The sequence below is a fragment of the Pseudomonas sp. AC532 genome (genome assembly GCF_979258965.1).
The window spans coordinates 733793-746779 of record NZ_OZ409888.1 but is presented as its reverse complement, the minus strand read 5'-3'; the positions used below and the strand labels follow the sequence as shown (position 1 = coordinate 746779).

At 57.0% G+C, this 12987-nt stretch carries 12 protein-coding genes; 6 read left to right on the top strand and 6 right to left on the bottom strand.

Going from position 1 to position 12987, the window contains the following annotated elements:
• Positions 1-108: 108 nt before the first annotated feature.
• Positions 109-936: an SDR family oxidoreductase gene (locus tag ACZ0AV_RS03580; RefSeq protein ID WP_499149759.1), complete on the bottom strand. Its 828-nt coding sequence runs from the start codon at positions 934-936 to the stop codon at positions 109-111.
• A 325-nt stretch (positions 937-1261) separates the two neighbouring features.
• On the opposite strand from ACZ0AV_RS03580, the gene ACZ0AV_RS03575 reads away from it, so the two are divergent.
• The 6 genes from ACZ0AV_RS03575 (at position 1262) to ACZ0AV_RS03550 (ending at position 8600) form a co-directional block, all read left to right on the top strand.
• Positions 1262-2884, top strand: coding sequence for a DUF1302 domain-containing protein (locus tag ACZ0AV_RS03575; RefSeq protein WP_499149758.1), 1623 nt, complete (start codon positions 1262-1264; stop codon positions 2882-2884).
• A gap of 16 nt (positions 2885-2900) precedes the next feature.
• Complete coding sequence (locus tag ACZ0AV_RS03570; RefSeq protein WP_499149757.1) at positions 2901-4253, top strand: DUF1329 domain-containing protein; 1353 nt, start codon at positions 2901-2903, stop codon at positions 4251-4253.
• Positions 4254-4353: 100 nt separating this feature from the next.
• Positions 4354-5454 (top strand): WD40/YVTN/BNR-like repeat-containing protein, encoded by a 1101-nt coding sequence (locus ACZ0AV_RS03565; protein WP_499149756.1) that lies wholly within the window; start codon positions 4354-4356, stop codon positions 5452-5454.
• The gene (locus ACZ0AV_RS03560) at positions 5451-7865 is read left to right on the top strand and encodes an efflux RND transporter permease subunit (protein WP_499149755.1); all 2415 of its coding nucleotides are present in this window, start codon (positions 5451-5453) and stop codon (positions 7863-7865) included. Before ACZ0AV_RS03565 ends, ACZ0AV_RS03560 begins: the two co-directional genes overlap by 4 nt.
• Positions 7866-8094: 229 nt before the next feature.
• Entirely contained in the window at positions 8095-8346 is a 252-nt protein-coding gene (locus tag ACZ0AV_RS03555) for a hypothetical protein (protein ID WP_499149754.1), read from the top strand.
• Positions 8328-8600 (top strand): CmcJ/NvfI family oxidoreductase, encoded by a 273-nt coding sequence (locus ACZ0AV_RS03550; protein ID WP_499149753.1) that lies wholly within the window; start codon positions 8328-8330, stop codon positions 8598-8600. The genes ACZ0AV_RS03555 and ACZ0AV_RS03550 overlap by 19 nt, the downstream gene beginning before the upstream one ends.
• 82 nt (positions 8601-8682) lie before the next feature.
• Here ACZ0AV_RS03550 and folD read toward each other — a convergent pair whose 3' ends face one another.
• From folD to ACZ0AV_RS03525, 5 genes are read right to left on the bottom strand one after another with little or no spacing between them, the layout of a single operon-like run.
• A complete protein-coding gene (folD, locus tag ACZ0AV_RS03545; RefSeq protein ID WP_499149752.1) occupies positions 8683-9567 on the bottom strand; it encodes a bifunctional methylenetetrahydrofolate dehydrogenase/methenyltetrahydrofolate cyclohydrolase FolD in 885 nt (294 codons plus the stop codon).
• Entirely contained in the window at positions 9564-10901 is a 1338-nt protein-coding gene (locus ACZ0AV_RS03540) for a glycine cleavage T C-terminal barrel domain-containing protein (RefSeq protein WP_499149751.1), read from the bottom strand. Before ACZ0AV_RS03540 ends, folD begins: the two co-directional genes overlap by 4 nt.
• A 28-nt stretch (positions 10902-10929) precedes the next feature.
• Positions 10930-11775, bottom strand: coding sequence for a formyltetrahydrofolate deformylase (purU, locus tag ACZ0AV_RS03535; RefSeq protein WP_499149750.1), 846 nt, complete (start codon positions 11773-11775; stop codon positions 10930-10932).
• Between the two features lie 9 nt (positions 11776-11784).
• Positions 11785-12114, bottom strand: coding sequence for a Dabb family protein (locus ACZ0AV_RS03530; protein WP_499149749.1), 330 nt, complete (start codon positions 12112-12114; stop codon positions 11785-11787).
• 7 nt (positions 12115-12121) lie between these two features.
• Entirely contained in the window at positions 12122-12985 is an 864-nt protein-coding gene (locus ACZ0AV_RS03525; protein ID WP_499149748.1) for an intradiol ring-cleavage dioxygenase, read from the bottom strand.
• Positions 12986-12987 lie beyond the last annotated feature (2 nt).

The window sequence follows — 12987 nt, the reverse complement described above, 5'->3', positions numbered from 1 at the left end:
TGGCGCGTATGGCTTTATTTACGCGAATTGATGCGCCGGCAGTCATTTTCGCCAAAAAAGGTTCGTACATATTTTTGAATTCCGGCCGCAAGCGGCCGGAGGTGGGCGTTACTCGGAAGGAGACTGCGCTGCCAGATTGGCCGAGCTGATTTGCGCGAAGCGGAATTCGATAGGGGCAAACAGCTCTGGATGGGTGAAGCAGTACAGCGTTTTGCGTTGAACGGCGGAGATAACCAGGTCACCCACATCGTCTGGTTCGAGCCAGCGCAACTCCGCCATGGCAGGTATTTCGGTGAGGTCTACGTCTGCTAGCTTCGCGTCATGAAGCGCATTGGGGCGATTACGTGAGCTGTTCTGGATGTTCGTATGGACTGGCCCTGGGACCAGGACGGTGCAGTGAACGTTGCTTTCGGCAATCTCAAGCTCCAAGGCCAAGGTCTCGGTCAGGGCGACTACGCCAAACTTTGTGACGGAGTAGCCGCCTAGTGAGGGCATGGTTGCCAAGCCGCCGATGGATGCCGTATTGACGATGTGGCCGCCTTGGGGGTTCTGTTTCAGCAATGGCAAGAAGGTGTGGACGCCATGGATAACGCCCCAGAGGTTGACGTTTATCAGCCACTGCCAATCATCAAGGGTCATGTCGCTGATATTAGCCATTGGACCAACGCCAGCGTTGTTGCACACGATATCGACACGACCGTATTCCTTTAAAGTGGCATCAGCGAGCGCTTGGACGCTGGCACGGTCACTTACGTCGGTGCGTACTGGATAGGCACCAATTTCGCCCGCAGTGTTCTTCAGGCTGGTCTCTTCGATATCCGCGATCACAACCCGAGCGCCGTGGGCGATGAAGCGCTGCGCAATACCTTTGCCGATACCGGATGCACCGCCTGTTACCACGACGACCTTGCCGTGCAATTCGCCAAACTCGTTCATTGTTGTTCTCCGTTTTGGTGTGTTTTTTCAGTCTGAATTGTTAGCACAATTATTCTGCTGGAGCTGAGGTGTCAAGATGGCCGCGGTCTCAGTTTTTGAAACCTATAAAAAACAAGCGGTTGGGTTATTGTTTTCGTATTTTTAGAAATCTTATCTGTTGTAATCTATGCGGAGCTTTCATTTTTTGTACGTACAAGTGTTGACCTTCTCTTCGTGCGCAAGCTAGATTGGCTTCGCCGGGCAAGCGACGCGAGTGGCCTGCTCAGGGCCAGGCCTCTCAGAGGTCTTCGTCGTTCGACAATAAAAATAAGATGCGAGGGTCACGATGATTAATCTGCAACGCAAAGGGGTTCTGCGCCCCGCTGCTCCATTGCTGTCTGAGGGCCGACACGTTGCCTCTTGGCAAATGGCTTTTTGTTCAGCTTTGGTCTTGGCAGCTCCCGCTGTGCAAGCGATGCCATTGGCGGATACAGACAGTTACTCGCTTCGGTTCGATAACTCGATCAAGTACAGCCTGGGTGTCCGTACCGAAAGCCCATCACATACCTTTCTTGATAACCCCAATGGCAACGACGGTGATGCCCGTTTCGATAGCGGCAGCCTGATAACCAATCGCCTTGACCTCCTTTCGGAGTTGGACTTCTCGCTCAAGGATGCCTATCAGAGCGGCTTTCGCATTAGTGCGGCCGCCTGGTACGACGATGTTTACGCCGGGGGCGCAAAGAACGTTGACGAGAACTACAACGCTGACAGCGTCGACTCCAATGAGTTTGTTGATCGCACTAAACGCCTCCATGGTCGTGATGCCGAAATCCTGGATGCGTTCGTCCACAGTGGTGTGGATATAGCTGGCCATGATCTGAACTTCCGTCTCGGCCGCCATACGCTGCTGTGGGGGCAAAGTTTGTTTCGTGCCGGTAACGGCATTGCCTACGGGCAGGCGCCGATTGATGTAATTAAAGCGGCTTCCGTGCCGGGTACTCAGGCGAAGGAGTTGTTCCTCCCTGTAAGCCAATTGTCCACGTCTTTTGCTTTGAGCGAGAGCTGGAATATCGAGGCTTACTATCAGCTTGAGTCTCGCGAATCGCGCATCCCGGTGCCCGGCACCTATTGGTCTCCGGTGGATATGGCTTATCGCGGTGGCGAGCGTCTGCTGACCGGTGGCGGCACCTATCTGCGTTACTCCGGTTCCGACGAAGCAGACGCCACCGGCGAAAATTGGGGTGTTGCGTTCAAGTATTACGACCTCGAGGGTGGTTGGGACGTTGGCTTCTACTACGTGAAGTTTGCTGATCGACTTCCTCAGGTTGTGACCAGTATTGCTCCCGGCGTCGCTGCTGATCCGTTCCAGATTGGCGAGTACCGTTTCGTCACGCCAACCGATATCGATATCGTAGGTATGAGCTTTTCGACCACTGTGCTGGATGCGAACGTGGGGGCGGAAATCTCGGTACGCAATAACATGCCGTTGGTGTCTGCAGGGTATTTCAGCCCTGACGATCACACTCAGTTCGCTACTGGGGATACGGTCCATGGGCAGGTATCTATGATTTGGGTGGCACCGCGAACAGGTTTATGGGACAGCGCCACCGTGCTCGCCGAGGCAGGTATCCATCACCTGTATAGCAAGGACGATCCCGCAAATGTTTATGTCGGCAACGACAAGACAGCCTATGGAGTTACCGCTGTGTTCGAGCCGAGTTGGTTGGGCGTGCGGCCGAGTCTTGATCTGAGTATGCCAATCACCGTGGCGCATAATTTCACCGATAACTCGCCCATTGACCCCACCTGGATCGGCGACGGGGGAAGTGTCTCGGTCGGACTTAACTTTAACTACGAGCGCACGTGGCGAGGTGGTGTGGCCTACACGATGTTCACGGGGGCCGACTCGACGAATGTGTTCGCGGATCGCGATAACCTAATGTTCACCGTTTCCCGCTCGTTCTAATTGGTTGGAGTAAGAGATGAACAACAATAAAACCACTTTGCTCTCGTTTATCGCCCTTACGGTTCTGTCTTGCGCGGCCGCGCACGCGGCGGTATCTCCGGCTGAGGCGCAGAAACTGAAAACCGATTTGACGCCTTTAGGGGGGGAGCGAGTTGGCAATGCTGACGGCACTATTCCTGCTTGGACCGGAGGGCAGAAAACTGCGTTGCCGGCAGGGAAGACTAACCGGCCGCCCATGTTCTATCCGGATGAAAAGCCGCTGCTGAAGATCGATGCCAGCAATGTCGAAAAGTACAAGGATAAGCTCTCCGACGGTGAGCAAGCCTTGTTGAAGAATATTCCCGGTTACGCCATCAATGTTTACCCAACACATCGCTCTGCATTGGCACCGGAGGCCAGCTATGAGCGTGTCTTCAAGAATGCGACCACGACCAAGATGGACAATAAGGAGCTGATTAGTGACTGGAATGGCAGCATTCCATTCCCGATTCCGCAGTCAGGGTCAGAGGCCATGGCCAACACTCAGTTCGCATTCCGTGGCATCGATGTGCAAACCACTTCTTCTGTTTACGTTGTGAGTGGTGGCGCGCCCGTATTGGCTACTTCGACCACTGCTCGGGAAACGATGCCGGGCGACTACCCACCAGGGCGTGACGACCCGTTCAAAGGGCAAACCCGTTATGCCGTGCTCGTTGAAACCAGAGCGCCGGCTTATCAAGCGGGCGAGAAAATTCTCGGCCTCATCGATACACAACTCAACGCCGTAGCGCAGGCATGGACCTACCTGCCGGGACAGCGTCGCCTGCGTCGCACCCCGAATGTTCAGTACGACGTTCCGTCACCGTTCACCTCCGGGGTGACCAACTACGACGAGCAGAATGGTTTCCAGGGTTCCATTGATCGCTATGACTGGAAGGTCGTGGGTAAGAAAGAACTATACATCCCGTACAACAACAACAACTTTCTGAATGCGATCGGCCTCGATCAAGTTCTGAAGCCTAATTCGGCCAACCCCGATTTGATGCGGTGGGAGCTGCACCGCACTTGGGTAATTGAGGGCAACCTCAAGGCGGGACAACGCCACGTGGTGCCCAAGCGTCGCGTGTATGTGGATGAGGACAGTTGGCAGATTGTGCTCGCAGACCATTGGGACGCGAAAGGCTCGTTCTGGAAGGCCACTCAGGTGCTGAGCTACATCAACCCCGATGTGCCAGGAATGATTGTGGCGACCAACTTCGTCTACAACGTCCAGTCAAAATCCTATGCCGCATTCAACGTGCTGTCGGAAGAGAAAGACGGATACACCTACCGGGAGGTGCCAGCTACCACCTTCTCGCCTCGCAGTCTTGAGGCGTCTGGGGTTCGTTAAGGGGTCTAGCAGCGTGTGCCGCTCGATCTAATCCGGGTAGTTGCAAGCGGGTCACAGTCAGAGACTGCTGACTCGCTCGTCGTCTTTAGAGGTATTTCGAATGAACGGGCATCCTGCATTTGCCGCCGTTGTGCTGGCATTGCTCTGCACGGTAGGTGGTGTGGTCCGTAGCAGCGCTGCATCGCAGCCCTCTACCACCCTGGCCCTCAGTACGCAGGCGCTACCTTCAGCGCATCCCAGCAAGGTCATGCTGATGGCGGTAGCTCGAGCGGGCAGCCGACTGGTGAGTGTCGGCGAGAATGGAACCATCGCCCTATCAGACGATGACGGCAGAGCCTGGCGCAATGCCGATCAGGTGCCGGTGAGCGTCACACTCACCAACGTTGCTTTTGCATCCCAACAAATAGGTTGGGCAATTGGGCATCAGGGAGTGGTGCTGCGAACCGACGATTCCGGGCAGACGTGGACTCGGCAAGCGGATGGTGTTTCGTTGGCCCAGGTAGCGGTGGATTACTGGACAAAAGAGGCCGCCAACGGCAACCAGGAAGCTGATGCTGCTCTGGCAAACGCCCGCTATTTACTGGAGGACGGTCCTGAGAAACCGTTGCTGGCATTGTCGATCAGCGATGAACAGCACCTGGTCGTGATCGGTGGGTTTGGCATCGCGTTCAAGTCGGCCGATGGCGGCAAGAACTGGGCGCCCTATATCCCACTGCAAAACGAGGGGCGCCTACATCTCTATGGTATTACCGAGGTCGCGGGCAACACGCTTATTGCCGGCGAGCAAGGCCTGTTACTGAGTGGCGGGCAAGCGTTGCAATCTCCGTACGAGGGCAGCTTTTTCGGCGTTATTTCCGATAAAAAATCTAACGTTGTCGCTTATGGACTGCGTGGCAATCTGGCGGTGAGCGCTGATGCAGGCTCTCGCTGGCAGGCGCAACAGGCTGGTGAGGCCGGCCTCACCTGCGGTGTGCTTCTGGTGGACGGGTCGTTGCTGCTGGGCAATCAGGCTGGGCAAGTGTTTATCGCCCGCAACGCCAATGGCACGTTCGAGAAAATCGATTGGCAAGCTCACGTGCCCTTGACGGGGGCCGTACAAACACCGAATGGCGATCTGGTATTCAGCAGCCTGGCAGGCATTGTCCGGCTTCCTGCGAGCCAGCTATCGGTGACTGCGCAGAACACGGGAGTAACCCAATGACTTCGTATCGACACTTGCCGGCGAATGGCGGTCAAGCAGACGATGGTTCGTGGCTTGAGCGGCTTATCTTCAATCATCGCCTGGTGATTCTGCTGGTCTGCATCGCGCTGACTATCGGCACCGCGTTTCAGTTACCTGATCTGCGTTTTAACGCCAACTTCCAACGGATGATTCCAACAGGACATCCGTACATTGAGAACTACATCAAGCATCGTGCCGATGTTGCCGGCCAGAGCAATTTAGTAGCCATTGCCGTCACCAGCAAGAGCGGCAACATTCTTGACGACCAGTACCTGCAGACGCTGAAGCAGATCAGTGATGAGGTGTATTTGATCAATGGGGTCGACCGGCCATGGATGATGTCACTCTGGACCCCGACTATGCGTTGGCTTGGTATCACGGAGGCGGGCATCGATGGGGGCCCGGTGATCGATGCCGGTTATGACGGATCGCCCGTGGCGCTGAACCAGCTGCGTCTCAATATTGAACGTTCTGGCGAGGTTGGCCGGATCGTGGCTCCAGACTTCAAGTCCAGCATTGTACTGGTGCCCTTGATGGACTTCGACAACGAGACCGGCGCACCGCTGGACTACGGTCGTTTTTCCGCGCAGTTGGAGCAAGTCCGCGCCAAGTACCAAGGCGGTGGGGTGGACATTCATATCGTTGGTTTCGCCAAGGTCGTCGGTGATCTCATTGATGGCGTAGCCAAGGTACTGAGCTTTTTCCTAGTTTCGATCATCATTGTTGCTGCGCTGGTCTACTGGTATTCGCGCTGCGTGGTCAGTACCGCCAACGTGCTCGTCTGTTCCCTGGTAGGCGTGCTGTGGCTGGTGGGCTGTTTGCCGCTGTTGGACTTGGAGCTGGATCCGTACACGGTGCTTGTGCCGTTCCTGGTATTCGCCATCGGGGTGTCTCATGGCGCGCAAAAAATGAATGGGATTCTGCAGGACATCGGAAGAGGCTGCTCGCCCATACTCGCGGCCCGGCAGACCTTCCGCCGTCTTTTTCTGGCTGGCTTCATTGCTCTGGTGGCCGACGCTGTCGGGTTTGCTGTATTGCTGATCATAGATATCGGAGTGATTCAGCAATTAGCCCTGATCGCCAGCCTCGGCGTGGCGTTCCTGATTCTGACCAATCTTGTGTTGTTGCCGATTATGTTGAGTTACGTCGGAGTGGGTCGCAAAGCCGCGCAACGTTCTCTGCAAATCGAGGAGCAGGACCTGCGTAGCGACCATCCCCACCCGCTGTGGAGCTTCTTCGATTTTTTCACGCAGCGTCGTTGGGCAACTGTCGTGTTGCTGGCCAGTGCAGGACTCGGCGTAGTAGGTGTCGTAGGTAGTCATCATCTGCAGGTAGGTGACCTGGATCCGGGCGCGCCGGAGTTGCGCAAGGATTCTCGCTACAACAAGGACAACGCCTATATCACCTCCCACTACAGCAACAGCAGCGACCTTTTTATGGTGATGATCGAATCGCCGGTGGGGCAGTGCATGAATTATCAGCTGCTAGAAAAGGTTGGAATGCTTGAGTGGCAGCTGAGGCAGTTGCCTACGGTAGTGGCAACGAGTTCTTTTGCTTCGTTCACGTCATTGGTGACCAGCCAATTTACTGAAGGCAATCCGCGCTGGATTTCCCTGGTGCCAAATCAGGCGCTGCTGAACAGCCAAGTCAAATACGCCCCGCGCAGTCTGGTGAATCAGCCCTGCAGCCTGTCGCTGATAAGAATCTATCTTACCGATCACAAGGCCTCGACACTGCGTGAGATAAGCGAAGCTGTGGAGCAGTTTGCGGCGCAGAACGACAGTGAGCAGGGTCGCTTTACACTCGCTGCTGGTAATGCTGGCATTGAGGCAGCCACAAATCAGGTGGTCAATAACGCCCGGCTCACCATGTTGCTGTTGGTGTATGGCGCGGTGGTGGTGATCTGCTTGATCGCGTTCCGCTCTTGGCGTGCGGTGGTCTGTGCGGTGCTGCCGCTGATGCTCACGTCTTTGCTCGCCGAGGCGTTGATGACGGCCCTGGGTATAGGCTTCAAGGTCGCTACATTGCCTGTCATCGCTCTGGGTGTCGGGATTGGCGTTGACTACGCACTGTATCTCCTGAGTGTCTTGCTGTCTGAATTGCGGAAGGGGGCGAGCCTGTCTCGAGCGTACTACCTGTCCTTGCTGTCAGTTGGGCGGGTGGTGCTTCTCTCCGGCATGACGCTATCGGTGGGCGTCGCAACCTGGAGCTTTTCGCCCATCAAGTTCCAGGCTGACATGGGAATTCTCCTGTCGTTCATGTTCTTGTGGAACATGCTTGGGGCGCTGATCCTGCTGCCCGCCTTAGCGTCCTTCCTCTTCGCGCGAACAGGAACGCAAGCAACGCCGAAACAGCACATTGCCGCTGAAGAGCGCGTGACAGCTCCATAGCTTCTAGCAATGCGCCACTGCTCGGTGGCGCCTTCTTTTCATGTCACTCCCTGAACGTTTGATTGCAGTGCTGCAAAGAAGTACTGCGCGTCGGGTTAGCCGAGAGTTATCAGGAACAATGATTGGCACGACGTTGAAGGCGAAGTTCCCTATGTAAACACCGACAGAGATCGCATCGTGATCTCATATCAATAGCGCGAGTTAGATGGCTTCATTGTAGAGCCCCACCTTGTCCGTACTTGAGATGCCGGGGCTACGCGCAGCGCAACGCAGCTGGATGACCACTGCGCAGTTCGCGCATCTGGACTTCGCCAAAACCGATATTGATCGGCTGCTCACGGACACCCTGGAATTGACCGGCCGCACCGTGGCGCCATACCGGCGCTACGTGATGATGCAGGCGTGGCGCGTACTGACACCGCCGCCGCAGGACGTACCGCTGGCTATTGCGACGGTCGCAGTGTGTCCAACGACGATATGATTCAGCTCGATTTCATTGGGCCCAAAGGCAGTCGCAACGAATTGCTTCATTCCCGTGGTTGCCGTTTCAGCCCGCGCCATCAGTGGTACTACTTCCCTAATATGACCCCGGATGAGGTGATGATTTTTAAAGGCTTCGACTCGGATATTCCGGATGCAATGAATGCGATGCACACGGCGTTTGAAGACGAGTCTGCGGTAGGTGCCGTGCCGCGAGGCAGTGTGGAGTGTCGGTTCATCGCGCTCTACAATTGAAGTCATAGCGTCTCCAACGCCGCGATATAAAAAAAGCCCAGATCGAGATCTGGGCTTTTTAGTGGGCGTTTTAGTCGTGTCACTACACGGCGGCAGGCAGTGCAATTGCCCGAGCGTTGCAGGCGGCAATCAGCGTGTTGCGCAGCAGACAGGCGATGGTCATGGGGCCTACACCGCCTGGCACTGGCGTAATCGCACCGGCGACTTCAACGGCCTCGCTGAACGCCACGTCACCGACCAGCTTCGGCTTGCCATTTTCGATGACCCGGTTGATGCCCACGTCAATCACACAGGCGCCTGGTTTGATCCAGTCACCGCGAACCAGATGTGGCTTGCCAACGGCCGCAATGACAATGTCGGCCCCGCGCACCAACTCGGCAACGTTGTGCGTGCGCGAGTGGGTGATCGTCACGGTGCAATGCTCGGCGAGCAGCAGTTGCGCCATCGGTTTGCCGACGATATTGGAGCGCCCGATGATGATGGCGTGCAGCCCTTCCAGACTTTGCAGCGTGTGCCGAAGCAGGAGCAACACGCCGTACGGAGTGCACGGAATCAGCGTCTCCTGGCCCGCCGACAGTTGCCCGACGTTGACGGGGTGAAAACCGTCAACGTCTTTGCTCGGCACGATGGCGTGAATCACCTTGCCCTCGTCAATGTGAGTAGGCAACGGAAGCTGAACCAGGATGCCGTGCACCGCCGGGTCAGCGTTCAGTTGCCCAATCAGGGCTAGCAGATCGGCCTCTGTGGTTTCCTCCGGCAGACGATGTTCAAGGCTGGCCAGGCCAGCCTCGACGGCCTGGTAGCCTTTGTTGCGCACATACACGTCACTGGCAGGGTCGGTGCCTACCAGAACGATCGCCAGACTCGGCTGCAGGTCATGATCAAGACGCAGTTGAGCGACTTGCCGCCGTATGTGCGCACGCAGCGTGGCTGCGTGCTGTTTGCCATCAATGATCTGTGCCGTCATAGCGCACTCGTAGGTTGCAGGGTGCTGACGTCAGCACGGCGGTTGTCGGTTTTGTACGGTGCGGGAGCGACCTTCGCGCGGATGCGTTTTTCGCTGCCGCGGGCGCCACCGTAGACCACGGTGACTTCCGTGCCAGGCTCGGCTAACTCGATATCAATGACGCACAGCGAGAGCATTTCGCGGAAGTAGTAGCTGTAGCAGCGCGATGAGGTAGCGCCTACCAGGCGGCCTTGATGTTCAACACGATCCGCCTCCATGCAGCCCAATACCTGCCGCGGCAGTTCCATATAGTCATGCGGCGTGCCGGCGCGAAACAACGATGCATACACGTCGATGACGTCGTCGCTGTTCCACACCAGGGTGACAATCTTGCGTTGCGGCGCAACCAACTCGGCCTCGAGCGCCGCGCGCCCGACAAACTCATGGTCAAATTTGACGCTCTTGCCCCAGCCCAGGTCTACGGGGCTGCGTTGCAACACGCGCAAGTCGTCGGCGGGATAGGTGCCGGAGTGACGCAGCAAGTTGAGAACGGCCGGCGCAGCCTGTTTCATAAACTCGAGAAAACCCGACTCCGCTTCGCCAAACACGGCAGGCACGTAGTCAACCGTCGGGGTGGGAAAGCACGCTTCTACGTGATTGACCATCTTGGTGCGCCCGCCCAAACGACGAATTCCGAACTCGTGGCCAGCGTCGAAGATCGCCTGATAAATAGCCTCTGCGTCTTCAATGTTGCCGTGCAGTTCATAGCCCACTTCACCCGCCATGCCCTGGCGCAACGCAAGAAACTCCAGGCCGTCGATTTGCGTGGAACGAAAGCGCATAAAGCCTATGTCGCGCAGGCTTTGGCCGGTGACCTTTTCCATCAGAAACAGGGCATTGGGCCCCTGTACCTGGAGGATGAAACGGCCGTCGGTGAGGTTTTCCAGGGTGGCGTCGTATTTTCCCAGCTGGAATTTATACAGCGCCCACAGAACGCCCGGCCCACTGGTGTAGATAAACGAGTCTTCGGCTTCCTTCATCAGAATGCCGTCGCCGATCACCTTGCCTTCTTCGCTGCAGAAAACTGCGTGCTTGGCTTGGCCGATGTCGAACTTGGCGAAGCTGTTGATGCTGAGGTCTGAGAAGAATTTGAGCGCGTCTTTGCCCTTGATGCGCAGCTTGCCCAAGGGCGACCAGTCGCCGATGTAGCACGTCTTTTTCCACGACATGCTTTCGTCGATCCAGTCAGTGAACTCTGCGGCTTCGAACGAGCTGCCGAAGCGGGTGTAGGTAAAGGTTTCCTGGGTGACGGGGACCGCAGCTGTCAACGCAAGGGTGTGATTGTTGTTGTGCATGGTCGGACTCCTGAAAGTAAAACGCGAATTACTGAAATACTACGGTCTTGTACCCGTTGAGCAGAATACGGTGTTCGGCATGCCATTTAACCGCTCTGGCCAATACCACGCTCTCGGTGTCGCGGCCGGTGGCCGTTAAGGTGGCAGGGTCCATGGCGTGGTCCACGCGCTCAACGCCTTGCTCGATGATCGGGCCTTCATCCAGGTCTGCGGTCACGTAGTGGGCGGTGGCGCCAATGAGTTTTACCCCGCGATCAAAGGCCTGCTGGTAGGGGCGTGCGCCCTTGAAACTGGGCAGGAACGAGTGATGGATATTGATCACCTGGCCGGACAGCCGCTGACAAAGCCCGTCGGAAAGTACCTGCATATAGCGGGCGAGTACTAACAGTTCGGCGCCTTCGGCATGGAAGATATCCAGCAGTTTCTGTTCGGCTTCCAGTTTGTTGGCGGCGTTCACCGGGATGTAGTGAAACGGCAGGCCGTAACTGGCCGCGAGTTGATAAAACCCCCGGTGGTTGGACACGATGGCGCGGATGTCGATGGGCAGAAGCCCGGAGCGATGGCGGAACAGCAGGTCGTTCAGGCAATGGCCAATCTGCGACACCATGATCACCGTCGGCATTGCCCGATCCGCAATGGCGAATTTGGCTTGCATGGAGAAGTCATGGGCAACGCTGGCGAAGCGCTCTTCAACTTCCTGGAGTTGAATATCAGCCGGGCCCTCGAACTTCACGCGCATAAAAAACAAGCCGGTGGATGCATCGTTCAGTTGCGAGGCCTCAACAATGTTCGCGCGCTCGGTGAACAGGAAGCCGCTGACGGCATGCACGATGCCGGGCCGATCCTGGCAGGAGAGGGTAAGGATGAGTTTCATGGTGCGTCCTTAGGTGGGTTGTTGAGCAAGGGCTGCGGCGGGTACGGCGTAGTCCACCTGATAGCGATGGGTGCGCAGGTCGCCCAACTCGTCCCTGACTCGCAGGTGGTCCTTATGGGTGGCGTAAGCGGCCAGTGCCGCGGGGTCACTGAACTCCGAAACCATCACCACATCGCAGGCGTAGTCAACACCGCTTTGATCGCTGCCCACCTCAAGGGACAGCAGCCCCGGGATGAGCCCGCGCAACCCCTCGAAGGCAGACTTCACGCGCACGCGAGCCACCTGCTGTTCATCGGGCGTGTCGCCCTTGAGTTTCCACATCACGATATGTCTGATCACGCTGGCCTCATTGGGTACGGTGGAGTACGAAGTCGTAGTCCAGTGAATAAAAGGTAGTGCTGCATTCGGTGCCGTCAGGAGTGAGGCCTGGCGGGTGCTGAACCCAGTTGGCTACCAGTGTTTGGCGCACACCAAACACCGCGTCTGAGTCCAGGTACGGGTCGTCGCTGCGAAATACCTGGGTGATGAGGCGCTCGAAGCCTTCGGCCTCAACCATGAAGTGCAAGTGTGCGGGTCTCCAGGGATGCCGACCTGTCGCCTGAAGCATCTTGCCTACCGGCCCGTCGTGGGGAATGGGGTAGGCTGTGGCGAGCACCGAGCGAAACCGAAAACGGCCATCGTGCCCGCTGTGCAGGCGGGCACGGGCTTGTGCGCCCGGTGTGTCGGCGTACTGCACGTCATAGAAGCCGTCTTCATCCGACTGCCAGATGTCCATGGTCGCGCCGGCAACGGGCTGGCCGTCGATGTCCTGCACCCGCCCGTTGACCCAGCACGGGATGCCTTTGGCCCCTTGGCTGATATTCGCGCCGTTTTCAAACAGCGGTGGATTTTCGACGTAGAACGGCCCCAGCACGGTGGTCTCTGTGCAGGCTTTGGGTTTGCGGTTGTTCAGTGCCGTTACCAGCATCGAGAGCCCGAGGGTGTCGGAAAGCAGGATGAACTCCTGGCGCTTGTCGTCGGTGATATGGCCGGCAGCGGTAAGAAACTGAATGGCGGTAAGCCATTCGTTTTCGCTCAGCCGCACGTCCCGGGCAAAGGCGTGCAAGTGCTGAACCAGGCTGGTCACCACCAGGCGCAGGCGCTCATTGGCGCAGGCCGAAAACGACTCGACTACAGCCAGGGTAATGGTCTCTTCATCTATGTGGCGCATCG